The 24,876-nt window shown below is 56.6% G+C and carries 22 protein-coding genes; 9 read left to right on the top strand and 13 right to left on the bottom strand.

What is annotated here, in order from left to right; genetic code table 11:
- Positions 1-263 precede the first annotated feature (263 nt).
- The 9 genes from dgcN (at position 264) to GW591_RS07195 (ending at position 10,607) form a co-directional block, all read left to right on the top strand.
- Positions 264-1,274, top strand: coding sequence for an N-acetyltransferase DgcN (dgcN, locus tag GW591_RS07235; protein WP_166860422.1), 1,011 nt, complete (start codon positions 264-266; stop codon positions 1,272-1,274).
- The gene (gene dgcA, locus GW591_RS07230; RefSeq protein WP_166860420.1) at positions 1,274-2,239 is read left to right on the top strand and encodes an N-acetyl-D-Glu racemase DgcA; all 966 of its coding nucleotides are present in this window, start codon (positions 1,274-1,276) and stop codon (positions 2,237-2,239) included. Before dgcN ends, dgcA begins: the two co-directional genes overlap by 1 nt.
- A gap of 30 nt (positions 2,240-2,269) precedes the next feature.
- Positions 2,270-4,138: an ABC transporter ATP-binding protein gene (locus GW591_RS07225; protein WP_112198689.1), complete on the top strand. Its 1,869-nt coding sequence runs from the start codon at positions 2,270-2,272 to the stop codon at positions 4,136-4,138.
- A gap of 36 nt (positions 4,139-4,174) precedes the next feature.
- Positions 4,175-5,719, top strand: coding sequence for a glutathione ABC transporter substrate-binding protein (locus GW591_RS07220; protein ID WP_166860418.1), 1,545 nt, complete (start codon positions 4,175-4,177; stop codon positions 5,717-5,719).
- A gap of 141 nt (positions 5,720-5,860) precedes the next feature.
- Positions 5,861-6,781: an ABC transporter permease subunit gene (locus GW591_RS07215; protein ID WP_013575734.1), complete on the top strand. Its 921-nt coding sequence runs from the start codon at positions 5,861-5,863 to the stop codon at positions 6,779-6,781.
- A 9-nt stretch (positions 6,782-6,790) separates the two neighbouring features.
- Complete coding sequence (locus GW591_RS07210) at positions 6,791-7,702, top strand: ABC transporter permease subunit (RefSeq protein ID WP_015690020.1); 912 nt, start codon at positions 6,791-6,793, stop codon at positions 7,700-7,702.
- Positions 7,703-7,732: 30 nt separating this feature from the next.
- Positions 7,733-8,797: a DmpA family aminopeptidase gene (locus GW591_RS07205; protein ID WP_126124934.1), complete on the top strand. Its 1,065-nt coding sequence runs from the start codon at positions 7,733-7,735 to the stop codon at positions 8,795-8,797.
- Positions 8,798-8,887: 90 nt separating this feature from the next.
- Positions 8,888-9,709 carry a M55 family metallopeptidase gene (locus GW591_RS07200; RefSeq protein WP_126124933.1) on the top strand — a complete coding sequence of 274 codons (822 nt, stop codon included), beginning with the start codon at positions 8,888-8,890 and terminating at the stop codon, positions 9,707-9,709.
- A gap of 7 nt (positions 9,710-9,716) precedes the next feature.
- Positions 9,717-10,607 carry a LysR family transcriptional regulator gene (locus tag GW591_RS07195; protein WP_126124932.1) on the top strand — a complete coding sequence of 297 codons (891 nt, stop codon included), beginning with the start codon at positions 9,717-9,719 and terminating at the stop codon, positions 10,605-10,607.
- A 179-nt stretch (positions 10,608-10,786) separates the two neighbouring features.
- On the opposite strand, the gene GW591_RS07190 is transcribed toward GW591_RS07195, so the two are convergent.
- The 13 genes from GW591_RS07190 to GW591_RS07130 all read right to left on the bottom strand — a co-directional run bounded on the left by GW591_RS07190 (position 10,787) and on the right by GW591_RS07130 (position 24,719).
- Positions 10,787-11,875 (bottom strand): iron-containing alcohol dehydrogenase family protein, encoded by a 1,089-nt coding sequence (locus tag GW591_RS07190; protein WP_166860416.1) that lies wholly within the window; start codon positions 11,873-11,875, stop codon positions 10,787-10,789.
- Positions 11,876-11,939: 64 nt separating this feature from the next.
- The gene (locus GW591_RS07185) at positions 11,940-12,794 is read right to left on the bottom strand and encodes a MurR/RpiR family transcriptional regulator (protein ID WP_126124930.1); all 855 of its coding nucleotides are present in this window, start codon (positions 12,792-12,794) and stop codon (positions 11,940-11,942) included.
- Positions 12,795-12,796: 2 nt separating this feature from the next.
- Positions 12,797-14,116: an MFS transporter gene (locus tag GW591_RS07180; RefSeq protein ID WP_013575719.1), complete on the bottom strand. Its 1,320-nt coding sequence runs from the start codon at positions 14,114-14,116 to the stop codon at positions 12,797-12,799.
- 192 nt (positions 14,117-14,308) lie between these two features.
- Positions 14,309-14,647, bottom strand: a complete 339-nt coding sequence (locus GW591_RS07175) for a hypothetical protein (RefSeq protein WP_013575718.1) — start codon at positions 14,645-14,647, stop codon at positions 14,309-14,311.
- Between the two features lie 105 nt (positions 14,648-14,752).
- The gene (gene fhuF / locus GW591_RS07170; protein WP_013575717.1) at positions 14,753-15,517 is read right to left on the bottom strand and encodes a siderophore-iron reductase FhuF; all 765 of its coding nucleotides are present in this window, start codon (positions 15,515-15,517) and stop codon (positions 14,753-14,755) included.
- Between the two features lie 132 nt (positions 15,518-15,649).
- The gene (locus tag GW591_RS07165) at positions 15,650-16,564 is read right to left on the bottom strand and encodes a dihydrodipicolinate synthase family protein (RefSeq protein ID WP_013575716.1); all 915 of its coding nucleotides are present in this window, start codon (positions 16,562-16,564) and stop codon (positions 15,650-15,652) included.
- A gap of 303 nt (positions 16,565-16,867) precedes the next feature.
- A complete protein-coding gene (locus GW591_RS07160) occupies positions 16,868-18,475 on the bottom strand; it encodes a gamma-glutamyltransferase family protein (RefSeq protein ID WP_015690009.1) in 1,608 nt (535 codons plus the stop codon).
- A gap of 29 nt (positions 18,476-18,504) precedes the next feature.
- On the bottom strand, positions 18,505-19,380 hold the full coding sequence (locus GW591_RS07155) for an ABC transporter permease (protein ID WP_013575714.1): 876 nt from the start codon (positions 19,378-19,380) through the stop codon (positions 18,505-18,507).
- Between the two features lies 1 nt (position 19,381).
- Entirely contained in the window at positions 19,382-20,326 is a 945-nt protein-coding gene (locus GW591_RS07150) for an ABC transporter permease (RefSeq protein ID WP_119261705.1), read from the bottom strand.
- Positions 20,327-20,343: 17 nt separating this feature from the next.
- Positions 20,344-21,861, bottom strand: coding sequence for an ABC transporter substrate-binding protein (locus tag GW591_RS07145; protein ID WP_013575712.1), 1,518 nt, complete (start codon positions 21,859-21,861; stop codon positions 20,344-20,346).
- Entirely contained in the window at positions 21,858-22,973 is a 1,116-nt protein-coding gene (locus GW591_RS07140) for an ABC transporter ATP-binding protein (protein WP_013575711.1), read from the bottom strand. The genes GW591_RS07145 and GW591_RS07140 overlap by 4 nt, the downstream gene beginning before the upstream one ends.
- Positions 22,970-23,992, bottom strand: a complete 1,023-nt coding sequence (locus GW591_RS07135; protein WP_013575710.1) for an ABC transporter ATP-binding protein — start codon at positions 23,990-23,992, stop codon at positions 22,970-22,972. Before GW591_RS07135 ends, GW591_RS07140 begins: the two co-directional genes overlap by 4 nt.
- Positions 23,985-24,719, bottom strand: coding sequence for a FadR/GntR family transcriptional regulator (locus GW591_RS07130; protein ID WP_013575709.1), 735 nt, complete (start codon positions 24,717-24,719; stop codon positions 23,985-23,987). Before GW591_RS07130 ends, GW591_RS07135 begins: the two co-directional genes overlap by 8 nt.
- Positions 24,720-24,876 lie beyond the last annotated feature (157 nt).

Below are 24,876 nucleotides of genomic sequence, written 5' to 3'. Positions count from 1 at the left end.
CCATTCTGTGTCTGAAAAAGGTAATCGCAAAGGCAGAGTTCATTGGCTCTGCCTTTTTTTATACCTGTGATTTCGTGTAATGCCTCCCAGGCCGCCCCCGTTTCTCTTCTCAAATAACCACAATAAATTCATATATCTAACTCTATAGCCTAAGGTTATACCCCAGACCCAAACAAGTATTCGTCAGCCGGTTTCTCCCGTGGAATATTCTCTGCAGTCTGATTAAAACCCCATTCAAAAAAATAGACCCCGGAGAAACTGACATGCAGCAAATTCCAAAGCCGTATCTTTTATTTCTTGGTGATGTGATGGATCCGCTGGCGGCGAAAACAGCGCGCGGTATTCACGTCTGGCGTCCTGAAGCTTGTGTCGGACAAATTCGTCTGGCAACGGATTCTGTGTCCTTAGGGTTGCCGGATCTGGATATCGCCACGGCGAAAGCGCAGGGCGCGAAAACCATGGTGCTGGGCACCGCAAATTCAGGCGGTAAATTACCAGCACACTGGATTGATTCGATCAAAGCGGCCATCAGCGCCGGTCTGAATGTGGCGAACGGTCTGCATCAGGGGCTGAACGACATCCCTGAGCTGGTTGCGCTGGCCGCTGAAAATAATGTGCAACTGTTCGATGTGCGCCACATGCAACCGGCGCTGGATACCGGCACCGGCATGAAACGTAGCGGCAAACGCATTCTGACTGTCGGCACAGATTGCTCGGTCGGCAAAATGTACACCTCGCTGGCGCTTGAAGCGGCCATGCGTGAGCTGGATTTGAACGCTGATTTCCGCGCTACCGGCCAGACCGGTGTGCTGGTGGCCGGTGCCGGTATTGCCATTGATGCGGTGATTGCCGACTTCATTTCCGGTGCTGTCGAAGCGCTTTCCCCGGCGAACGATGACGATCACTGGGACATCATTGAAGGTCAGGGCTCGCTGTATCATCCGTCTTTTGCCGGTGTCAGCATGGGATTGATTCATGGCGCACAGGCACATTTATTAGTGATGTGTCACGAGCTTGGTCGTCCGCACATGCGCCATCTGCCACATCAGTTTATGCCCACGCTGCGCCAGTGTCTCGATACCAATCTGGCGGCAGCCAGCCTGACCAGCCCTGGCGTAAGACTCGCCGGTTTCTCGCTTAACACCTCCTCCGTCAGTGAAGAAGAAGCCAAAATCGCGCTGGCGGAAATCAGCGAAGAATTCGGCGTACCGGCCACCGATCCGGTGCGTTTCGGTATCAAAAATATCGCGCAATGGATCAAGGAAAACACCTGATGATCCAGATGACTTTCCAGTCCGTCGAACTGCCGCTGGCAAAACCATTTGCGATTTCCCGTGGTATCCGCACCGCCGTCACGGTGGTACGTGTTTACCTGACGGACGGTGAATTTACCGCCGTCGGGGAATGCACACCGACCGCACATTATCAGGAATCCCCGCACAGCGTTGGCGAGCAACTGGAACTTATCCGTCCGCAGGTGGAACAGGGACTGAGCCGCGAGGCGCTGCAACAGGCGTTGCCGGTTGGCTCAGCGCGCAATGCCCTCGATTGTGCAATGTGGCGTCTCGATGCGGCAAAACAGGGCAAAGACCTGTGGCAACTGCTTGATATGCCTAAGCCTGTTTCGGTGATTACCGCCGAAACCCTGAGTCTGGATTCGCTGGAAAATATGGCCAATGCCGCCGCCGTGGCAGTTGCCGGTGGCGCGAAGTTGCTGAAAATCAAACTCGACCGCGAGCAGATTATCGAGAAAGTGGCCGCCATCCGCGCCACGGCACCGCAGGCTACGCTGGTGGTGGACGCTAACGAATCCTGGCTGGGTTTGGATCTCGGCAGCCTGTTTCAGGCGCTGCATGAATTCAACGTGGCGATGATCGAACAACCCCTTCCTGCCGGTAATGACAAAGATCTGGTGCGTTGTTTGCATCCTGTTCCTGTCTGCGCCGACGAAAGCTGTCATGAGCGTGCGGATATTGCAGGGCTGCGCGACCGTTACGAGATGATCAATATCAAGCTCGACAAATGTGGTGGCCTGACAGAAGCGCTGGCCATGACCGATGTGGCTCGGCAGTTCAATCTGCGCATTATGGTCGGTTGCATGCTGGGCTCATCCATTGCGATGGAGGCGGCGCTGCCGGTAGCGGTGCAGGCGGAACGTGTCGATCTTGATGGCCCGATCTGGCTGGCGCAGGACGCTGAACCGGCATTGCGCTATGAAAACGGTGAAGTCTGGCTTTAACAGTTCAACTTATAAAGGAGGCGTTTATTGATGACAGTGCCCATTTTGCAGATTAACGATTTGTCGGTGACATTTTCCGGCCGGCAAGGCAAAACGCAGGCGCTGAAAGGCGTTTCCTTCTCTATTAATAAAGGTGAAGTGGTGGCGGTGGTGGGCGAAAGCGGATCCGGTAAGTCCGTCACTTCACTGAGTGTCATGGGTTTGCTGCCGGATTCGGCGCACGTCGATGCGGGAAGTATCGAGTTTTTTGGCCGCAACGGCGAATGTCATACCCTGACGTCGCTGTCGGCAGAATCGCGCCGCAAACTGCGCGGGCAGGAAATGTCGATGATTTTTCAGGAGCCGATGACCTCGCTCAATCCGGTGCTGCGTGTAGGCGATCAGCTTACGGAAGGGCTGCTGGATCACGGCATGGCGAATAAAGCCACGGCGCTGAACAAAGCCCGCGAGCTGCTGAAACAGGTTCGTATTCCTGACGTTGAACGTATCCTTAAATGTTACCCGCATGAACTTTCCGGTGGCATGCGTCAGCGCGTGATGATTGCGCAGGCGCTGGCCTGCGATCCGGCGCTGCTGATTGCCGACGAACCCACGACGGCGCTGGATGTCACGGTACAGGCGCGTATCCTGCAAATTCTGCGCGACCTGCAACAGGGCACCGATATGTCGGTTCTGTTTATCACCCATGACATGGGCGTGGTGGCGGAAATTGCCGATCGGGTGGTGGTGATGTATCAGGGCCAGGTGGTGGAGCAGGGCAGTGTGACGGAAATTTTCGCCAACGCACAGCATCCTTATACCCGCGCCTTGCTGGCCGCCGTACCGAAACTGGGCGACATGCAGGGGCTGAAATGGCCGCGCCGCTTCCCGCTGTTAAGAGATAAAACCGGCCAAAATATTTCGCCAGAAAAGCAATCGGTTGCAGGTGATCATCCTCACATTTCAGCGGGTGATGGCGATCAGAAAACCGCCAACTACGATGCGCCGCCGTTGCTCGATGTGCGCGGGTTGCGTGTCTGTTACCCGATCCGCTCCGGCGTGTTGTCACGCGTGACCAAAGAAGTTCACGCCGTTGAACAAATCGACTTCTCTATCTGGCCGGGCGAAACGCTGGCACTGGTAGGCGAGAGCGGTTGCGGCAAATCCACTACCGGTCGCGCGATTTTGCGGCTGGTGGGCAGCGAATCCGAAAGCATTCACCTCGAAGGTAAAGAAATTACCCTGATGCGCGACACCCCGTTTCAGGCTGTCCGTCGTCAGATCCAGATGGTGTTTCAGGATCCCTACGCCTCGCTCAATCCGCGTCTGACCGTCGGGTTTTCCATTGCCGAACCTTTATTACTGCATGGCCTGAAAAAGTCTCTGGCTGATGCCACGCCGGTGGTCAATCAGCTGCTGAAAAGTGTCGGACTTGAACCTTTCCATGCGCGGCGCTATCCGCACGAATTCTCCGGCGGGCAACGTCAGCGTATTGCCATCGCGCGTGCCATGGCATTGCAGCCACAGGTGATTATTGCCGACGAGGCCGTGTCTGCGCTGGATGTATCGATTCAGGCGCAGGTGGTCAATCTGATGATGGATCTTCAGCGTGATACCGGCGTTGCCTGGCTGTTTATTTCACATGACATGGCGGTGGTGGAGCGGATCGCCAACCGGGTGGCGGTGATGTACAGCGGACAGATTGTCGAGATTGGCCCGCGTGATGCCGTGTTTAGTAATCCTAAACACCCATATACCCAACGCCTGCTCAGTTCGGTACCGGTGGCGGATCCGACGCAACGTGTTTTACGCAATTTTGATGATGTGGAAGTGAAATCGCCGGTGCATCCGGCGGGTGTACAGATAGAAAAACTCAAATATTCCCGCGTCAGTGAACATCACTGGGTTGCACAGGGATAACTCAACATTCTTTTTTGGGACACACAGGAGAACACCATGCATTCGACCTTAGTGCGTAAAAGCCTGCTTGCCGCCGGACTGGCGCTTTGTTTTGCGGCGTCGGCTCAGGCCAAAGATCTGCGTATTTCCATGTATGCCGACGTGACCGGTTTTGACCCGCACGACACCACCGATACCCTGAGTTATTCCATTCAGAGCGGTATTTTTGAACGCCTGTTCCAGTTCGACAGCAAAATGGCCGTTGTGCCGGTGCTGGCGACGGATTACACCAGTAACAGCGATGCGACCGAATTCACCGTTAATCTTCGCCACGATGTGACTTTCCAGGACGGCACGCCGTTCAATGCTGATGCGGTAAAAGCCAACCTGGATCGGCTGGCCAATCCGGCCAATCATCTGAAACGTAACTCGCTGTTCAGCATGATCAAATCCGTTGATGTGGTCAGTCCGTATCAGGTAAAAATCACCCTCAACAAACCGTTTGGTGCGATGATCAACACCCTGGCGCACCCGTCAGCGGTGATGCACAGCCCGGCATCGTTAAAGCAATACCCGAACGAACAGGATCTGAGTGTGCATCCGGTCGGCACTGGTCCGTTTAAGTTTGTGGAATGGCAGCAGGGTAAAGACGTCAAACTGGTGAAATACGACAACTACTGGCAGAAAGGCTGGCCGAAAGTAGATTCCGTCACGCTTTACCCGACGCCGGAAGATTCCACGCAGGTGGCGAAACTGAAGTCCGGCGGCGTGGACGCGGTGTATCCGCTGCCGTCCGATCTGGTGGATACCGTGAAGAGCGATCCGAAGCTGGATATTGCGCAGGATCCGGGCATCTATCTGTATTACATCGCCTTCAATACGCAGAAAAAAGAGTTCTCTGACGTGCGTGTCCGTCAGGCGATTAACTACGCTATTGACCGTAATCTGTGGCTGAAAGTCGGTTTCGCCGGTCTGGGTTCGCCGTCCACCTCGCCGCTGCCGAAAAACGTTCAGTTCTATCAGAAACAAACCACGCCGGATTACAGCTATAACATCGCTAAAGCCAAAGCGCTGATGAAAGAAGCCGGTTATGAGAAGGGCTTCGACGTTGAAATGTGGAGCTCGAACAAAACCGACCGTATCCGCAGTGCGCAGTTCCTGAAACAACAACTTTCACTGATCGGCGTGCGCGTCAAACTGGTGCCGATGGATCCCGGTTCGCTTAACCAGCGTCTGTGGAGCACACCGAAACCGGCGGATGCCAAAGTGGAAATGTACTACGGCGCATGGTCGGCCTCTACCGGCGATGCAGACTGGGCGTTGCGTCCGCTGTTTGCCACCGAATCCTGGATCCCTTCTGCCTATAACGTCTCTTATTACAGCAACAAGCAGGTTGATGCGGCGATCACCGCCGGTCTGCAAACGGCTGATGTGGAAAAACGTAAAGCCGCCTATGCCGATGCGCAAAAACTGCTGTGGGCAGATGCGCCGGTGGCCTATCTCGGCGTGCCGGACAACCTGGTCGGTAAGAGCAAAGACCTTTCCGGCGTCTACATGCTGGCCGACGGCTCACTGATTTTTAATCAGGCACAGTTTAAGTAATTTTTTGCTCCTCCCCCTGCGAAGGGGGAGGCTGGGAGGGGGTTTAGCAGGCAACTTCAGATTCAGAGTTGCCATAAATACCCCACCCCAACCCTCCCCTTCGCAGGGGAGGGAGTTTATTGAATTCAGGGAATCACTTTTATGCTGACCTATTTTATCCGCCGGATACTGGAAATGATCCCCGTTTTACTGGTGGTGTCATTACTGGTTTTCGGCTTTATCAAGCTGCTGCCGGGTGACCCTGCGCGTATTTACGCCGGTCAGGATGCGCCGGTTGAGGCGGTTGAGTCAGCACGGCAACTGCTTGGTCTGAATGATCCGCTGCCTGCGCAATACTGGCACTGGCTGGACGGCATGATTCACGGCGATCTGGGCACCACTTACCGCACGCGTCAGCCGGTGTTAAGTGTGATTGAAAGCGGGTTTATGCCGACATTGCTGCTGGCGCTGGCGGGCTTTGCCTGGTCAGTGGTGCTGGGGCTGGTGATTGGCGTGGTGTCTGCGCTCAAACGTGGAAAATGGCAGGACTGGACGCTGATGAGCATGGCGGTCGGCGGCATTTCCATGCCGCCATTCTGGCTCGGATTGTTGCTTATCCAGTTTGTCGCCATGCCGTTCGGGATATTTGCCGTTAGCGGATTTAATCAGCCCGCTGACATTATCTTACCGGCAATCACCCTGGGTTCCTCGGTGGCGGCAGTCATGGCGCGTTTCACCCGCTCAGCATTTCTCGACGTGGCGCAGGAAGATTATGTGCGCACCGCCAACGCCAAAGGATTACGCGCGCGTCTGGTGACGTGGAAACACATCATGCGTAATGCGCTGATCCCGATTATCACCATGCTTGGCCTGCAATTTGGCTTCCTGCTCGGTGGCTCGATCATTGTCGAAAGCGTGTTCAGCTGGCCGGGGCTGGGCTGGTTACTGATCGAATCCATCAAAACGCAGGATCAGCCGGTGATTCAGGCACTGGTCATGCTGTTCGTGTTTGAATTTATTCTGATAAACCTGCTGGTTGATCTGCTGTACGCGGTGGTCAATCCTGCTATCCGTCTGCGTTAGGAGCTGCTCATGACCGATCCTGTCTCTCCTCCGGGAGAAATCCAACCGGCTGCGGTAGCCTCGCAAAACGATGATATCCGCTCGCCGTGGTACGACTTTTTTCACACCTTTATCCGTCATCCGATGGCACTGGTCTCCGGCGGATTTATCCTGCTGCTGGTGCTTGTTGCGGTGTTCGCGCCGTGGCTGGCACCTTTTGACCCGATGACACCAGACTGGATGGCACTCGGTGTCGGTCCGACGCCGGAACACTGGTTCGGCACCGACGACTTGGGAAGAGATGTCCTCAGCCGCATCATTTATGGTGCGCGTATCTCCCTTTATGTCGGTATTTTTTCGGTCACGCTCGGCATGATTGCCGGTGTGTTACTCGGGCTGCTGGCCGGATATTACGGCCGCTGGCTGGATATGCTGATCATGCGTGGCTCCGACGTGCTGTTCGCTTTTCCGGGCATGTTGCTGGCCATTGCAGTCGTGGCTATTCTCGGTCCGGGGCTGAACAACGTGATCATCGCGGTCGCGGTATTCAGCGTGCCGGTGTTTGCCCGCATCGTGCGCGCTGCTACGTTATCGATTAAACAAAGCGCCTATGTCGAAGCAGTTCGCTGCGTCGGCGCGCCGGACAGGGTGGTGATTTTGCGTCATATCCTGCCGGGCACGCTCTCAAACGTCATCGTCTATTTCACCATGCGTATTGGCACCAGTATCCTGACCGCAGCCAGCCTGAGTTTTATCGGTCTGGGGCCGGAACCGGATGTGCCGGAGTGGGGCAATATTCTGGCGATGAGCCGTAATATGATGATGGCGGGCAAATGGAACGTCAGCGTGTTCCCGGGGCTGGCGATATTCCTCACGGTTCTGGCATTTAATCTGCTCGGCGACGCGCTGCGTGACACGCTGGATCCTAAACTGAAAAAGTAATAGTCACCGAACAGCTGAAACGGAAAACTGATGCATCCGCAACAACATGAAGATGAATTTCAGCAGCAGGCGTTGTCCGCCTTGCTGCAACGCTGGCGCAGGTCGCGCCAGATTTTCCGCCCGCGCTTCCCGTGCGGTGCCACCAATTCACTGACTGATGTGACCGGCGTGACTGTCGGACACAGCACGCTGGCCGCCGGAGATGTGCAGACCGGCGTCACCGCCATCGTGCCGCCGGGCGACGATCTGTATGAAAAGCCGTTGCCCTGTGGCGTGGCGGTGTTAAACGGTTTCGGCAAACCGATGGGGCTGATTCAGGTGATGGAGTTGGGCGAGCTGCAAACGCCGGTACTGCTCAGCAATACCTTCGCCACCGGCACGTTATTTAATGCGCTGGTGAAACGCAGCTGTCAGCAATTTCCGCAGATTGGCCGTCCTGATGCCACCATCAATCCGGTTATCCTCGAGTGCAATGATTTCTATCTTAATGATATTCAGGCGATGGCGGTGAGTGAAGACGACGCGCTGACCGCACTCGACAGCGCGACAAAAACCTTCGCCCGTGGCAGCGTGGGTGCCGGACGTGGCATGAGCAGCTTTGGCTTAAAAGGCGGCATCGGCACCGCCTCGCGCTGGTGCGAAACGCTAAACGCGACATTAGGCGTACTGGTGCTGGCGAACTTCGGCAAACTCTCTGACCTGACGCTTGACGGCGTGCGTGCCGGCGAAGCCATCGCCCAAATCCTTCCGCAACTGGCGCCGCAGGTGGACGCCGGTTCGGTGATTATTGTGATGGCCTGCGATTGCTATCTTGACAGCCGCCAGCTCGGACGCATTGCCAAACGCGCCGGTGCCGGGTTAGGGCGTCTGGGCAGTTACTGGGGGCATGGATCAGGGGATATCGCGCTGGCATTTTCGACGCAACGTGACGGTGTCACATTACCGGATGCCGAACTTGAGCCTTTACTGGCACTGGCGGCAGACGCCACAGAACACGCTATTATTGATGCCTTACTGAGTGCTGAAACCGTTTGCGGATTCGACGGACATTACCGGCCGGGGTTGAGTGAAGTATTAGATAATCTGGCGAACTAGCCTGGCTCCTTCCCCTCTCACGAGGGGAAGGCTGGGATGGGGTGTGGGTTTAGCCTCCGTCTGGTAACCAAACCAAAAAGGGAACGACTGATGAAAGTGTTTATCTCTGCGGACATTGAAGGTATTGCGGGTGTCATGCGTCCTGAGCAGTGCAGCCCGGGGAATTCAGATTACGAGGCCGCCCGTGCACTGATGGAAGGCGAAGTTAACGCCGCCATCGACGGCGCTTTTGCTGGTGGCGCGATGGAAGTGACGGTGGCCGACAGCCACGCGATGATGCAAAACCTGCGCGCCGATAAAATCGACCCGCGAGCCAGGCTGGTACAGGGTAAACCGCGTGGTTTATCGATGGTCGAAGGGCTGCAACAACAGCAATACGACGGCCTGATGTTTGTCGGCTATCACACTGCCGCAGGCGAAAACGGTGTACTGGCGCACACCATCAATGGCCGCGCTTTTTACCGCGTTAAACTCAACGGCAACGTGGTCGGCGAAAGCGACTTATACGCCGCTGCCGGTGCGGAACTCAACGTGCCGTTATGGCTGGTGACCGGCGACGATCACCTCGAAACCTGGATCCGCCGCTATTACCCTGAATCGCAATATGTCTGCGTCAAACGGGCGATTTCCGCCAATGCCGCCGAATCCGACAGCCCGTCGATTGCCTGTGCCAAAATCCGTAAACAGGCGACCATTGCCGTCAGCAAACCTGCGCCGCTCACTGCCGGAAGATTCAGTGCGCCATACCATCTTGAACTGATGACTGCGAAACCGGTCCTGGCAGATTTATTCTGTCTGATCCCCGGCGTTGAGCGTCTCGATGCCGTCACCGTCGGTTATCACAGCCCGACCGTTGCTAATATTATCAGCCTGTTAAGTGCTTTCTCGTACTTAGCCACCTCGCAGAAATAGGGCCGCAATGCGCTTACGCCACATCGAAGTGTTTCAGGCCGTGTTACAGGCGGGCAGCGTCAGCGGCGCGGCGCGCCTGCTGAACGTGTCGCAGCCCAATGTCAGCCGCGTGCTGAATCACGCTGAGCAGCAACTGGGTTTCACGCTGTTTGACCGTACACCGCAGGGGCTGATTGTGACGCCGGAAGGGCGGCGGTTAATGCCGGAAGTCGAAGCGTTATTCAGCCATATTCAGGCCATCGGTGAGCTGGCGGAACAGTTACGTCAGGGCGAAGGCCAGCATGTGCGCATTGGTTCGGCGCACGCCCTCGGACACAGCGTGATGGCGCCGGTGCTGGTGGATTTCCGCCGTCAGACGCCCGGCGGCAGCGTCGAACTGGTGACCGGACATTTCAACACGCTGAGTCAGGACTTGCTGCAATACAAAATGGATTTCGCGCTGGCATTTGGCGAGCAGGCCACGCAGGAACTGGTTGCTGAGTCGATCTATCAGGCCAATATGGTCGCGCTCCTGCCCAAAGATTCCCCGGTCGAAGGGCCGGTAACGCTGGCGTGGCTGTGTGAAAACGATCTGCTGATGTTGCAGCAGCAGGATCCGCTGGGGCAGGTGCTCAACCGCGTCCTGCGCGAAAACGGTCTGATGCCGCACTCGGCGTTGTTCATCAAAACCTACTCGGTGATCGCCGACATGGTGCTGGCAGGCGGCGGTGTCGGCGTGGTCGATACGTTTACCGCCCGGCGGTATGTTGATCAACTGAAGATCGTGGCGGTAGTGGAACCCCTGCCATTTGAGGTGATTTTGCTGAGCCGCCGGGATCAACCGGCGTCGCAGGCCTCGAACCGGCTGAAACAACTGATACGGAGTAAGCTGTGGGATCTCAGAATTCAGGGAGTCTGAGCCTTACTCCCTCCCCTGCGAAGGGGAGGGTTGGGGTGGGGTATTAAAGTAAAATCAAAGAGTTGATGTTAGCTTTACTCTGGTGTCAGCCCTTAAAACCCCCTCCCAGCCTCCCCCTTCGCAGGGGGAGGAGCTGAGTCATGGCCGCTTTAGCCCTATCGTTAAGGGCATCCCAAAATCTAATTAATTTTCGCCCCAAGCCTCTCCACTCTCTCCATGGCGGCCCGAATTTCCGCAAATTCCACTTCCCACGGCATGTTCGCCATATCCGGCGTGCTCAGACTGCGGTCAATAATCACGGCCAGATCCTGCTCCGTCAGCCCTGTCGCGATATGCGCTAACTGTGTTGGTATGGCACTGTCGCGGGCCAGGGCGATGGCGGTCAGCAACTCATCGTCGCTGCGGTTTTCCAGTGCCAGCAGGCACAGGTTGCTGTAACCGACCAGTAAACCATGAGGGATGTGGCGGGTTTTCGGGCAGGCGGTGAAACCTTCGTATAACGCATGGGAAGCGCCGGTGTGTGCGCCGTTGCTCATGACTGAGGTCAGTCCGGCGTAGAGGAAAATGGCATCGAGCACCTGTTCGAGGGCGTTGTTGGCTTTGCCGTCATGCACCGCAAAACAGGCGTCGGCGGCGAAATGTTCGATCAGGGTGTAACACAATTCACTGTTGGTTCTGGCGACACCTGCCAGGCCGGTAAGCTGATTCAGGTCGCTGATGGCACGATATTCGTACCATTTTGCCAGCGTATCGCCGATGCCCGCTGAGAGCCATTGCAGCGGGGCGGTGGCCAGTAAATCAGCGTCGATCACCACCGCAGCGGGGCCACAGGGTAACGGCATCATGTCACGGAATTCACCGTCCTGATGATAACGGAACGCCAGCGAGGTCACCGCCGAACAGGTGCCCGCAATGCTCGGCAGTGTCACCACCGGAATATTGCACGCCACGCCTGCCGCTTTGGCGGTATCCAGCGCTTTTCCGCCACCGGTGGCGATAATCACTTCCACCCCTTGCGTGCGGAACACGTCTGCCAGCCGGTTGATTTCCTCCTGACAACATACGCCGTTGAAGATTTCACTGCCAAGATAACTGACCATCTGCTGCTCGAGCTGATCCGCGACTTTCGCCTCGACGCTGGCAATGGCGCGTTTACCGCCCACTAACATTGCCCGCTGGCCTAAGCGTCCGCACATCGCGCCCAGATGCTTAATGGCGCCGCGCCCGCGCAGTACGCTGGCAGGAAATACCAAACGATGGGTGAACATGCATGCCCTCATAAACTCAGGTGTTTTATGAAGTATAGAAGGCGCGCAGCAGAGCGTAAGAATATCAGCGGCGGCGCTGACGCACGACGTCGTGGGTTTTGCGCAAGGCGTCGCGCGCACCCGGCAGACGCTGCGCGACACCGATAAACAGACAGTCGATGATCAACAACTGGCTGGTCCGGCTGGCCATCGCCGCGGCACGAAAACCCATTTCGCGGCTGCTGGTTCGTAACACGATATCGGCCTTGCGGGCGAGGGCGGCACGGCCATTGGCGGTGATCGCCAGCGTTGTTGCCCCCGCGCCTTTAGCCTGTGTAAGCGCTTCAATGACATCTGCCGTCTGGCCGGAGTGGGAAATCGCCAGCGCGGCATCTGCATTCGTTAACTGACAGGCGCTCACCAGACTTTCGTCGGTGCTGCCAAAAGTCTGGGCGACAACGCCGATGCGCCGCAGCTTCTGGCAGAAATCCTGAGCAACCAGCGCTGAGGCACCGGTGCCGTAAATATCAATCCGGCGTGCCTGTGAAAGGATGCTGACCGCCTGTTCCAGCGTTGCTGCGCTGAGGAGTTGCGTGGTCTCGGTCGCGCCTTTGACCTCGAATTCCAGCAGCTTTTGCAGGATCTGTTTGGGCGAATCATTGTCGCCGATATCCGCCGCCAGGGGCATCTCGATGGGCATCGGACTGGAGGTTTCTGCGGCCAACGCCAGCCGCAGCGCCGGATAGCCGGTAAACCCCAGCCGTTTGCTGGTGCGTACCACCGTGGCGGTGCTGGTTTCAGCGTATTTTGCCAGTTCCGTCACGCCCATTTTCGCCACACCCAGCGGATTGAGCCTGATAATGGTGATGATGCGTTTTTCCGCTGGAGAAAAACTGCCCTGTAATGCGTTCAGACGTGACTGCAGGTCACTGCCATTCATGCTTATTCCTCCAGTTCACGTAAATGATCGTCTTTTCGTAACGTCATCAGCGCAAACAGGCTGACCACGCAGGTGGCGACCACGTAATACGCCGGAATATCCAGATTGCCGGTCTCTTTAATCAGACCGGTTATGATCAAACCGGCACAGCCGGAGAACACGGCGTTCGACAATGAATAGGATAATCCCAGACCGGTATAACGCACGCGGGTCGGGAACATTTCCGCCAGCATCGCCGGGCCGGGACCGGCAATCATGCCAATTGTTGCCCCGGCAATCAGCACTGCAATGCCTTTCACCAGCAGACTGCTTTCAGGGTTTTGCAGCAAATGCAGCAACGGAAAACTCAGCACGATGACGGCAAATACGGCAATCATCATCACTTTTTTACGGCCGATTTTATCGCTCAGCCAGCCGGAAGGCAGAATAGCCAGCGCGAAACCGACGTTCGCCAGCACGGTGGCCACCAGTGCCTGTAAAAACGTGGCGTGCAGGGAGGTTTGCAGATAAGACGGCATCACCACCAGGAAGGTATAACCGCCCGCCGACCAGCCCATCATGCGGCCAATCCCCAGCGCAATAGCTTTGGCAGTGGCGACAGCAGAGGCTTTTTCAGCGGCTGTTTTTTGCGCTTTCGGTTCGGCCTTTTTACTGGCAACAAAGTTGGGTGTTTCATCGAGTTTCAGGCGCAGATACAACGCCACCAGCCCCATCGGCAGCGCCAGCAGGAACGGAATACGCCATCCCCAGTCTTTCATTTGTGCTTCGGGAAGGGTCTGAACCAGCAACGCGACCAGCGCCACGCCGGTCAGCAAGCCCAGCGAAACGGTAAACGACTGCCACGCGCCGTAAATACCGCGTTTGCCTTTCGGTGCGAATTCGGTCATCAGGGAGACCGCGCCACCGAATTCACCGCCCGCAAACAAGCCCTGGAACATGCGCATCAGTGTCAGTAACAGCGGCGCGGCTACACCAATCTGCGCATACGTCGGCAGTAAACCAATGATCGCTGTGGCGAGTGTCATCAGCAGAACGACGGCGATCAGTGTCGGCTTGCGGCCAATGCGGTCACCGATGCGACCAAAAATGATCGCACCAATGGGACGACAGAAAAACGCCAGCGCGAACGACGCATACGTCAGAAGTAACCCGGTCAGGCCGGTCTGGCCTTCCAGCGTGAAAAAGTTACCGGCGATCAGCGTCGCCAGATAACCGTAAACGCCGAATTCATACCATTCGATAAAATTACCGACCGAACCGGCGACGAGCGCGCGGCGTGACTGGCTGGCGGTAGCAGGGGAAATCTGTCCGGTGCGGGTCATCATTAACCTCTTCAGGAAAAGAACATTGTTATAAGAATAGGATGTAAATAATTTTCTAAATTCTGGTGATTATTATGTCAATAATTTTCATGTATTGAACAAAATTAAAGCGGGAAGTGTGGGGTCAGGCAGGTTTTTTGGCATAAAAAAGGCTGCGCCTCGAAAGGAGCAGCCTGTTTAAAAGCGGGGCAGTTACAGCGTGTGGATGTCGATACCGTCACCGATATTACTTTTCTGGTAGTAAGCCCGCGGGACTTCTACCTGATACTGTTTGTCAGCGTAAGCGACTTCCAGAATAAAACGTTCGTTTTCGTAAGATTCCACCGGAATAAACCCGAAGAATCCTTCCGTGACGCTGATCGTCCGGGAAGACGGAATAGCGTAACGATGAACAATCCTTGCTCTGAGCGGTTCTTGCTTGCCAGTTAACGTATTCCATACGCGGTTAACGGGTTGCGCCAGAGAATCAATCACCTCTGAGGCCAGCGAGTTAAGAGCGGAGGGCCAGCTCTTCGGTGTTTTCATAGTCATGATAAATACCTCGTTGGTCTATATAACCCAATTCTTATAATTATCCGCGGCTAAGATCCAATCATTTTTTACGCTAAGTTTATTCAGGTTTTGTAAGTGTTTGATTTATCCGGCGACGGTTTTGCGTCTTTTGCCGGATTTACGTTCTGCTAGCAATAACGGGCAGGAAGGGCACATGGCGTGATCGGCCAGATCGTAGCGCAGACAGCATTGCTTGCGGTATTGCGGACTGTCGGGGTCTGAGGGATCTTCCGCGCGCAGCGGCTGAAATAACGGGTTTTTGCCGCCATAACGCAGCTCGCGCGATTCCATCAGCCGCATACCGTCCGAGATATCGGCATTGACCAGCTCTGCCTGTTTGACGCCCCAGCCGACGCGGATTGCCGCGTTGCTCCAGTAAATGCCCGGCTTTAAACCGGAGAATTCTGCCAGCGCTTCGCAAACCGGACGCAATTGCTGTTCGATCATCACATCGAAACGCGCCATTGGTTCAGCGGATGTCAGCGCTTCGCCTTCGCCGTCGAGATAAATTTGCGCAGGTAAGCCTTCTTCCTGCATGCACAGATAGACATTTTCAGCGGCGATAGGTAACTGCCAGCCATGGCGCAGAGAGACGATCACCCAGCTTGGCAGCAGGGTGGCGAAATACCATTGTGACCACATCGAGATCCGCGCACGGCGTGTGTCGCACTTTGCGGCATCGGCGGCATTGGCATCCAGATAACGTTTGAGCACGCTGGCGCAACCTTCGGCAGTGGTCAGCAGTGACATCGGCACCGCATTGGTCACCAGTGGTGTCATCGGTTTGAAAGTCTCTGCAACCCAGCTGACCGGCGTTTCGCGGAAACTGTCGAGGAGTGTTTGCATCATCAGGTTATGAAAGTCATTCGGCTTGGTAAATCATGGGAATAGAGTAACGAATATTAAAGCGGAATAGTAATGATTTCGATTTAGATTGAGGGTTTTTGCCTCCCGCAGTGAAGGGGAGGCGCAGAGGAAACGTTAGCCGACGACACTGACGCCCGCTTGTTTCAAAATATCACGCACAATCTTTTGTTTGTCATTGCTCAGCGGCAGCGCCGGTTTGAGTGAATACACCGGCATTTCACTGATGACTTGTGAAATGGCGTATTTGATGACGTTGTAGATCGGCGTATCCAGCGTGTACAGCGGAGGCAGGAAGGATAACCGTTGTTGCAGTTCTACTGCAGTGGCGAAATCTTTCTCTTTAAAGGCGCGATAAATTCCGCAGGTGAGTTGCGGGGCGAAGTTGGCGCTGGCGGGGATCGCGCCGTCGCCGCCGAGGATCAGCGTGCCGAACAGATATTCGTCATAACCGGAGAACACGGCGAAATCAGGGCGCTCAGGTTTCACGGCCTGTATCGTTTCGCGAATGTGATTGAGGCTGTCCACGGTATCTTTCAGGCCGACAATGTTCGGGCATTCCAGCGCCAGACGTTTGATCAGGCTGACGGGCAACGGCTGACCCGTCAGTCCCGGATAGTTGTACATGATCACCGGCAAACCCGCGCCTTCAGCAATCGTGCGGTAATGCAGATACAGCGCTTCTTCAGTTATCGGGTTGTAATAAGGATTCACCACCACCACGCCGTCCGCTCCGATACTTTTAGCGTGTTGCGCGAAGGCCAGCGTTTCTGCCGTACCCGGATGCGCTGCGCCGATCAAAACGGGCACGCGCCCGGCAACATGCCTGGTGCAAAACTCAGCCACTTCATGACGCAGCGCCTGAGACATATGCGCGAATTCCCCTGCACTGCCGAGGAAAAACAGGCCGTTCACGCCGCCTTCAATCGTAAAATCAATCAGACGCGCCATCCCCTGACGGTCAAGCTGCTCATTCTCATTCAGGATCGTTGCGACAGGGGGGATCACGCCATGAAACAGTGGACGGCTCATACATTCGTTCTCCATATGAAAGTGGAAAGTACTCAACACCCCATTTATAGAACGCTGTTTCAAATTTTTATAGCGATGGGATCGAATTACATGGATTTAGCGAAGATTTGGAAGGGAAGTCACAAAGGCGGGGGTAACTCCCTCCCCTGCGAAGGGGAGGGTTGGGGTGGGGTATTAAGGTCAAAAACTGATGTTAAGGTTTGTTTAAACAGGGTGTTAGCCCTTAAAACCCCCTCCCGGCCTCCCCCTTCGCAGGGGGAGGAGCAGGGCAAAACCCGCTCGCGGTGCAGAGTGAAACCCGACCTACATCACCAGTGCCTGACCGTCTTTGCGGGATTCAGTACCCGCCAGATAACCGCCTGCCGGATTGGTGACAATCACCTGCGCGCCACCAAACGAGTGGCCGCCGAGCGGGTCTTCCACGATCAGTTCGTGGCCCATTGCGCGCAGCGCTGCCAGCGTGTTGTGATTGAAGGTGGATTCAATCGCCACCTGACGCCCGCCGTTGATCCGCCAGCGCGGCGCATCGATGGCGGCCTGCGGATTTTGTTTATACAGCATCACGCGCAACGCCAGTTGCAGATGTCCCTGTGCCTGCATCGGACCGCCCATCAGGCCGAACGACATCAGCGGTTTACCTGCGGCGTCCTGGGCAAAGGCCGGAATGATGGTATGCAGCGTGCGTTTGTTTGGCGCGACGCAGTTGGCGTGTGTCGGGTCGAGCGTAAATCCGCAGCCACGGTTTTGCATACTCAGACCGGTGCCAGGCACCACGACGCCGGAACCGAAGCCCATGTAATTCGACTGAATGAAAGAGACCATCATGCCGCTGGAATCTGCCGTCGTCAGATACACGGTGCCGCCCGGACGCGGTGCGCCGTAAGTCACGTCGCTGGCTTTGCTGCGGTCAATGAGTTTTGCCCGCTCTGCCAGATAATCATCGTTCAGGAACAGTTGCGGATCGAAGAACATATGGTCGCTGTCGGTGACGTGCTGGTCCAGATCCGCCAGTGCCAGTTTCATCGCTTCAATACACAAATGCGTGGTTTCCACCGAATCCACCGGCTGGCTGCCGATATTCAGCTTGTCGAGAATGCCCAGTGCAATCAGCGTGGCGATACCCTGACCGTTCGGCGGCAACTCATGAACCGAGCCACCGGCAAACGACTGCTGCAGGGTTTCCACCCAGTCGGCCTGGTGATTCGCCAGGTCATCCAGCGTCATTGCGCCGCCGTGGGCCTGACTGTGCGCCACTATTTTTTCCGCCAGTTCGCCGCGATAAAATGCTTCGCCTTCGGTTCTGGCGATCAGTTCAAGTGAGTCAGCCAGTGCCGGATTACGGAAGATTTCACCGATTTTCGGCGCACGACCTTCGGGTGCAAAACATTCCATGAAGCCCGGCTGGTTATGCAGTTTTTTCACCGCGATTTCCCACAGGCGGCCAATCAGCGGCGATACCGGAAATCCGTTGCGGGCATAATCAATCGCCGGTTGCGCCAGCGTGGTCAGCGGCAGGGTGCCGAAGCGTTTTGCCAGCGCCACCCAGCCGGAGACTGCACCCGGCACGGTGACGGCATCCCAGCCGTAGGTCGGTACGGCATCTAACCCTTTGTCCGCGAAATACTCCGGCGTCCACGCTGCCGGTGAACGGCCTGAAGCGTTGAGTCCGTGGGCTTTTTTGCCGTCCCAGACGATCGCGAATGCGTCACTGCCTGCGCCGTTGCCGCTCGGCTCAAGGACGGTGAGTGCGATGGCAGTGGCGATAGCGGCATCGGCAGCGTTTCCGCCCAGCATCAGCATTTTCATGCCTGCCTGAGCCGCCAGCGGCTGCGAGGCACACACCGCATTGGCACCCATCATGGTCGGACGCAGGGTCGGATAAGCCACATTAAAATCGTAATTCTCAGACATGTATTCTTCCTTAAAAAGCTGCAAACGGTTTATTCAGAACGCGGGTCGAGCGCATCACGCAGCCCGTCACCCAGCAAATTGAAACCCTGTACGGTGAGGAAAATCGCCAGACCGGGGAAAATTGACATCCACGGCGACTGCTCAAGGAAGCTGCGCGCAGTGTTAAGCATCGCGCCCCACGAGGCGTCCGGCGGTTGCTGGCCGAGGCCGAGAAACGACAGGCTGGCTTCGGTGATGATCGCCGAGGCAATCGCCAGCGTCGCCTGCACCAGAATGGGCGACAGCACATTCGGCAGCACATAACGCCAGAGGATCCAGCGGTCGGGCAGACCAATCGCCCGCGCCCCTTCAATGTATTCCTCGTTGCGGATACTCATCACCTGCGCACGCGTCAGGCGGGCGAAAATCGGCATGGCGGAAAGCCCGATGGCGATCATTGCATTACCCAGACTTGGGCCGAGAAAAGCACCCAGCGCAATCGCCAGCACCAGAAACGGACACGACAGCAGCGCTTCGACCACGCGGGAGATAATGCTGTCCATCCAGCCCTGCCAGAAACCGGCGATAAGCCCCAGCGGAACGCCGATCACAATGGCGATAATTACCGACACGCAACCGGCCATCAGCGAGGTACGTGCCCCCCAGAACAGGCGCGATAAAATGTCGCGGCCCAGTTCATCGGTGCCCAGCCAGTGCAGGGCGGAAGGCGCTTTGCGTACCGCCATGAAATCGGCTTTGATCGGATCAAACGGCGAAATCCACGGGGCGAGCAACGCCAGCAAGGCGAAGGTGATGACCAGCACCGCGCCAGTCACTGCGCTTTTATTGCGCAGAAATTTGCTGAGTACGCGGTTTGGCTCGCGGGCAGGGAGTGACGTTGTCACGGAAATCACAGAAACGCTCATCTCAGGCTCTCCGCATGCGTGGGTTGACCAGAACGTACAGCACGTCGGCCAGCAGGTTCATCAGCAGAAAACCGACGGCGACCACCATCACCACGCCCTGAACCACGGCGTAATCGCGGTTAAACACTGAATCGACAATCATTTTGCCAAAGCCCGGAATGGTGAAAACCTGCTCGCTGAGCACCGCGCCGCCCAGCAGTTCGCCGAACAGCAAGGTGGTCAGGGTGATAATCGGCACCAGCGCATTACGCAGCGCGTGTTTCATGATCACTTTTTTCGGCAGCAGCCCTTTGGCGCGGGCGGTACGGATGTAATCCGCCTTGAGAACCGCAATCATCGCCGCACGAGTATGGCGCATCAGCGTGGCAGAAAGGCCGGTACCGAGCACCGCCGCAGGCAGCAGCATGGTTTTCAGGTTTTGCAGCGGATCTTCTGAAAACGGCACGTAACCTGACGCAGGAAGCCAGTGGAGTTTCACGGAGAACAACATAATCAGCAGCACACCCAGCCAGAAATGGGGGATCGAAATCCCCGACAGCGCCAGAAAATTGGTGCCGTTATCTATCCAGGTGCCTTTGTTAACGGCCGCCAGCACGCCCATGGTGATGCCGATAATCAGCGCAACAATCATCGCCAGCAGCGACAGTTCCAGCGTCACCGGCAGTTTGCTGGCGATCAGTTGTAATACCGGTTCCTGCGTGCGCAGCGACGTACCGAAATCGCCGCGCAGCGCGTTGCCGACCCAGTGGAAATACTGGCTGTGGATCGGGTCATTCAGATGATATTGCTCGCGTAACTGCGCAATCACTGCCGGATCCCGCTCCTCGCCCGCCATCGCGGTGATCGGGTCGCCCGGCAGTAATTTCTGCAACGAGAACACCATCAGCGTGACCAGAAACAACGTCGGTATGGCTGAAATCAGCCGTTTCACCACCAGTTCTAACATTGTCTTTCCTCAGGCAATTACTTGTTCAGCGCCAGACCCTGCAGCCGGATCAGCCCGTCGGCGTAAGGTACGAAACCGGTCACTTTTTTACTCATGCCGAAAATGCGCGGTTCGAAGTACAGATACACCAGCGGATCGTCGAGGTTTTCCTGCACCACAATCTGCTTGTAGAGGGCTTTACGCTTCTCCACATCGCTGGTCAGACGCGCTTCCTGCAACCACTGATCGACCTGCGGATTGCTGTATTTGCCGTCGTTCAGGCCGCCTTTGGTATTGAGGAACGAGAAGATATTGCCGTCCGGATCCGGGCGCCCTGACCAGCCGGACATGCTCATTTTGAATTCGCCGCGTTGCTGGCGATCGAGCAGCGTGGCGTATTCGGTCATTTGCAGATTCAGGTTGATGCCCGCTTCGCTGACCATCGCCTGCAATACCTGCGCAACCTGCTGAGAAGTCGGGTTGTTGGCGACCAGGAAATCAATGGTCAGCGGTGTTTTCACCCCGGCGGCGGCCAGCAGCGCTTTGGCTTTTTCGATATCGCGTTTTGGCACCGGAATGTCGGCGTGATAAGGGCTGGCAGGCGAGAAGGCTTGATTCGCCGGCGTGTACTGCCCCTGGAACACCACCTGATTCAAAGCGTCGCGGTCAATCGCCAGCGACAGTGCCTGACGCACACGGGCATCTTTCGCCAGCGGCGTATTGGTATTGGCGGTGCCGTTGGCGATATTGATCGTCAGCCCCATGTAACCGAGGCCGGTGGTACTGGCCAGTTGCAGATTACTGTCGGCTTTCACCGTTGCGGTGTCGCTGGCGGCAATACCTTCGGTGATGTCTAGATCACCCGCACGCAGGTTAGCCAGGCGAACCGACGCATCCGGAATAGGCAGGAACACCACTTTATCGAAGTGATACGCGCCTTTGTTCCAGTAATTTTCAAAACGCTTAAGCACGATGCGGTCCTGCTGAACGCGGCTGACAAACTCGTACGGGCCGGAACAGACCGGATGCGCCGCCACATTGCCTTTGGCCGTCGCTTCCGGCGCCATCATGGTGCCCGCGCGGTCAGTCAGTTGCATCAGCAACGCGGCATCTGCGGTTTTCAGATGGAAAACCACGGTGTACGGCGCGGTGACTTCAACGGATTCAATGGAAGAAAGCTCACTTTTGCGCAAAGAACCCGGCAGCGTCAGGTAACGTTCGATATTGTATTTCACCGACTGCGCATCAAATTTCTCGCCATCATGGAAGGTCACGCCTTCGCGCAGATGGAGGGTCAGCGTTTTGCCGTCGTCGCTGTATACCCAGTCCTTCGCCAGACCCGGCACGATTTTAAGATGCTGATCGACATCCACCAGACGCTCACACATGGCGCTGAACACGAAACGCCCGTAATAGGTGCGCGCCGTGGCCGGATCCAGCATGTCAGGATCGCTGCCAAGGCCGATGCGCAGGGTGCTTTCCGCATGGGCGAGGCCCGCAGACGTCAGCAACATTAAGGCGGGAATGCAGGCAGTTAAGCGGGGTGCAAATCTCATGGTCGGGTTCCCTGGGTTGAGGTTGGAGTGGAAAGTGAAAGCCGGGACTGGCTCGCTTGTTCAAACAGCGCACGCCGTAAGGTAAAAGCGGCGGACGGCGGCGGAACCAGCACCGAGGTGCGGTCCCGTTGCAGTTCGCTCCAGCGGTGGCAGGCCACCATGCGGTTGTCACTGACGGTTTCGAGTGGCGGTTCCACCAGACGACATTCGTCGGTGGCGTACGCGCAGCGGGTATGGAAACGGCAGCCGGTGGGCATATTGGCCGGATTGGGCATATCACCCTGCAACAGGGGCACCGGACGTTTTACACCGGGTGTGAGCAGCGGCGCGGAGGCAATCAGCGCCTGGGTATAAGGATGCAGCGGCTGATCAAAAATGTCATCGGTGCGGGCCAGTTCCACGATTTGCCCGAGGTACATCACCGCCACACGGTCGCTCATATGGCGGATCACCGCCAGACCGTGCGCGACCACAATCATCGTCAGACCAAACTGTTGTTTCAGGCTTTCCAGCAGATTCACCACCTGCGCCTGCACTGACACATCCAGCGCCGACACCGGTTCATCCCCCAGCAGCAGTTTCGGCGAGGACGCCAGTGCGCGGGCGATACCGATGCGCTGGCGCTGACCGCCGGAAAACTCATGCGGATAGCGGTTGCTGAATGCGGCGGGCAGGCCGACCGTGGTCAGCAGTTCGCGCACTTTTTCCTGTCTGTCTGCTTTACCACTGACAATGTTGTGCAGCCACAGCGGTTCGCCGACGATTTCTTCCACGGTCATGCGCGGATTGAGTGAGGCAAACGGATCCTGAAAGATGATTTGCAGGTCGCGGCGCAGCTTTTTCATCTGTTCAGCCGAAAACTGTTTCAGGTTTTCGCCTTCATAAAACACATCACCGTCGGAGGCGCTGAGCAACTGCAATAACAGGCGACCCAGGGTTGACTTCCCTGAGCCGGATTCGCCGACAATCGCCAGCGTTTCGCCATGCCAGACGCGCAAAGACACACGATCTACCGCCTGCACGATTTTCGGTTTGCTGAATAGTGACGATGGCCCTTTAAAGACTTTGCTCAGCGCGGCGGCTTCCAGAATGGGGCGGGGAGTGAGGCTCATGCGCAGGCTCCTTCGGCGGATAACACGAAATAGTTTTCCAGCGGCGCAAAGAAACAGGCGACGTGGTGCGGCGACTGATTCAGGGCGCGCAATGGCGGACGCTCCTGGTGGCAGCGTTCGGTGGCGAACGGGCAGCGTGTCGAGAAGCGGCAGCCCTGCGGCATGTCTTTCGGTAACGGCACGGCACCGGGAATGGTGGACAGCGCGCCCTGACGCGGAGCCAGCGACGGCATCGACCCCATCAGCCCGATGGTGTAAGGATGCTGCGGATTATTGAAAATATCGGTCACCAGACCCTGTTCGACGATCTGCCCGGCGTACATCACTGCCACACTGTCGGCGACTTCCGCCACCACACCCAGGTCGTGGGTGATCAGCAACAATGCGCTGCCGGTTTCCTGCTGAATACGGTTGAGCAGGGCGAGGATTTGCGCCTGAATGGTGACGTCCAGCGCGGTGGTCGGTTCGTCGGCAATCAGCAACTGCGGACGGTTGATCAGCGCCATGGCAATCATCACCCGCTGGCGCATACCGCCGGAAAGCTGGTGCGGATAAGCCTCCATCCGCAATTCAGGAGCGGGGATCTGCACCTTTTTCAGGATTTCCAGCGCCTGTTCGCGGGCCGGTTTTTTGCCGACACCCTGATGACGCATGACCGCTTCGGCAAGCTGATCGCCCAGTGTCAGCGCCGGATTGAGCGACGTCATTGGCTCCTGAAAAATCATCGCCAGTTCCTGACCGCGCAGGTCGGCGTACTGACGCTCAGACAGCCCGAGCAGCGAGGTATCATTGAGCCGGATATCGCCCTGCAACACTTTAGCGCTGGCGGGCAATAACCCCATCAGCGCCAGCGACGTCACGCTTTTGCCGCAACCAGATTCGCCCACCAGCGCCAGCGTTTTTCCGGCTTCCAGTTGTAAGGAAATACCGTCGAGCACGGTCGCGGGAGAACCGGAAAATTGCACCCTCAGGTCGTTAATGTGTAACAGCGGCCTGACGGGTCCGGCGGGGTCAGTCATCAGTAAAATCCTCGTCATCATCATGCAGGGTGGAAAGAAATGCCTGTTGCAGCGCCAGAAGGTGCTCGCGCATGACTTTCGCGGCTTCTTTCGGCTGGCGTGCGGCGATGTGTTCTACGATACGTTCATGGTGATCGTCGTAACGGTTCAGGCGCTCCTGATTGCGTGCCGCGTTGCGCACCGCCAGCCAGCTCGGGTCACGGCGGATGGCGTCGACGGCATCAAACAATCCGAGCAACAACCGGTTACCCGCGGCATCGGCAATAGCGCGGTGAAAGGCGCTGTCCCACAGCTCAATCTGATCCGGATCACCGCGCGACATCGTTTTCACTTTGTCCAGTAAACGGCGCATCAGCTGGATTTGTTCCGGCGTAGCGCGCAGTGCGGCGTATTTCGCCAGCCCCGGTTCGATTTGCAGACGGGCTTCCATCACTTCCTGTAAGTTGGATTGTTTCGGTAACGCCTGCAGGCTCAGCGGCTGGGCAGGACCATTCGGCCCGATAAACGTGCCTTTCCCCTGCTTGCGCCACACGCGACCTTCTTCTTCCAGCACATCCAGCGCCCGGCGGATTTCACGGCGGCCGACATCAAACATTTGCATCAGATCACGCTCCGCAGGCAGTGGCTGCGTCTGATCCGGATGCTGTTGTATCAGCTGGCGTAGCTGTTCCAGCGCTGAATTCGATGTGCCGTTAGAAGGGGGTAGCGCCCCGGAGTGCGTTGTCATATGTCAGTTTCCCGCTGGGAATTAAATCGTTAATCAGTCCTTTGCATTTTCTGAACCAATTTTGTAATGGTTCGTGAAAAAGTTTTGCAAACAGGAGAATTTGTTTTTAATTTCAAAAGACTAAAATTTACGCACTTTAGTCAGAGGATCGTTTTAA

Source organism: Rahnella aceris (assembly GCF_011684115.1).
Taxonomy (GTDB): domain Bacteria; phylum Pseudomonadota; class Gammaproteobacteria; order Enterobacterales; family Enterobacteriaceae; genus Rahnella; species Rahnella aceris.
This window is presented reverse-complemented; position numbering and strand designations above follow the sequence as displayed.

Excerpts from the sequence above, each read along its gene's own strand:
- GW591_RS07220 (WP_166860418.1), top strand. The coding sequence starts at position 4,175 with ATGCATTCGACCTTAGTGCGTAAAAGCCTGCTTGCCGCCGGACTGGCG.
- GW591_RS07150 (WP_119261705.1), bottom strand. The coding sequence starts at position 20,326 with ATGTTAGAACTGGTGGTGAAACGGCTGATTTCAGCCATACCGACGTTG.
- GW591_RS07165 (WP_013575716.1), bottom strand. The coding sequence starts at position 16,564 with ATGAGCCGTCCACTGTTTCATGGCGTGATCCCCCCTGTCGCAACGATC.
- GW591_RS07210 (WP_015690020.1), top strand. The coding sequence starts at position 6,791 with ATGACCGATCCTGTCTCTCCTCCGGGAGAAATCCAACCGGCTGCGGTA.
- GW591_RS07190 (WP_166860416.1), bottom strand. The coding sequence starts at position 11,875 with ATGTTCACCCATCGTTTGGTATTTCCTGCCAGCGTACTGCGCGGGCGC.
- GW591_RS07180 (WP_013575719.1), bottom strand. The coding sequence starts at position 14,116 with ATGACCCGCACCGGACAGATTTCCCCTGCTACCGCCAGCCAGTCACGC.
- GW591_RS07155 (WP_013575714.1), bottom strand. The coding sequence starts at position 19,380 with ATGAGCGTTTCTGTGATTTCCGTGACAACGTCACTCCCTGCCCGCGAG.
- GW591_RS07195 (WP_126124932.1), top strand. The coding sequence starts at position 9,717 with ATGCGCTTACGCCACATCGAAGTGTTTCAGGCCGTGTTACAGGCGGGC.
- fhuF (WP_013575717.1), bottom strand. The coding sequence starts at position 15,517 with ATGATGCAAACACTCCTCGACAGTTTCCGCGAAACGCCGGTCAGCTGG.
- GW591_RS07205 (WP_126124934.1), top strand. The coding sequence starts at position 7,733 with ATGCATCCGCAACAACATGAAGATGAATTTCAGCAGCAGGCGTTGTCC.
- GW591_RS07130 (WP_013575709.1), bottom strand. The coding sequence starts at position 24,719 with ATGACAACGCACTCCGGGGCGCTACCCCCTTCTAACGGCACATCGAAT.
- GW591_RS07160 (WP_015690009.1), bottom strand. The coding sequence starts at position 18,475 with ATGTCTGAGAATTACGATTTTAATGTGGCTTATCCGACCCTGCGTCCG.
- GW591_RS07215 (WP_013575734.1), top strand. The coding sequence starts at position 5,861 with ATGCTGACCTATTTTATCCGCCGGATACTGGAAATGATCCCCGTTTTA.
- GW591_RS07145 (WP_013575712.1), bottom strand. The coding sequence starts at position 21,861 with ATGAGATTTGCACCCCGCTTAACTGCCTGCATTCCCGCCTTAATGTTG.
- GW591_RS07140 (WP_013575711.1), bottom strand. The coding sequence starts at position 22,973 with ATGAGCCTCACTCCCCGCCCCATTCTGGAAGCCGCCGCGCTGAGCAAA.
- GW591_RS07200 (WP_126124933.1), top strand. The coding sequence starts at position 8,888 with ATGAAAGTGTTTATCTCTGCGGACATTGAAGGTATTGCGGGTGTCATG.
- GW591_RS07135 (WP_013575710.1), bottom strand. The coding sequence starts at position 23,992 with ATGACTGACCCCGCCGGACCCGTCAGGCCGCTGTTACACATTAACGAC.
- dgcN (WP_166860422.1), top strand. The coding sequence starts at position 264 with ATGCAGCAAATTCCAAAGCCGTATCTTTTATTTCTTGGTGATGTGATG.
- GW591_RS07175 (WP_013575718.1), bottom strand. The coding sequence starts at position 14,647 with ATGACTATGAAAACACCGAAGAGCTGGCCCTCCGCTCTTAACTCGCTG.
- dgcA (WP_166860420.1), top strand. The coding sequence starts at position 1,274 with ATGATCCAGATGACTTTCCAGTCCGTCGAACTGCCGCTGGCAAAACCA.
- GW591_RS07225 (WP_112198689.1), top strand. The coding sequence starts at position 2,270 with ATGACAGTGCCCATTTTGCAGATTAACGATTTGTCGGTGACATTTTCC.
- GW591_RS07185 (WP_126124930.1), bottom strand. The coding sequence starts at position 12,794 with ATGAATGGCAGTGACCTGCAGTCACGTCTGAACGCATTACAGGGCAGT.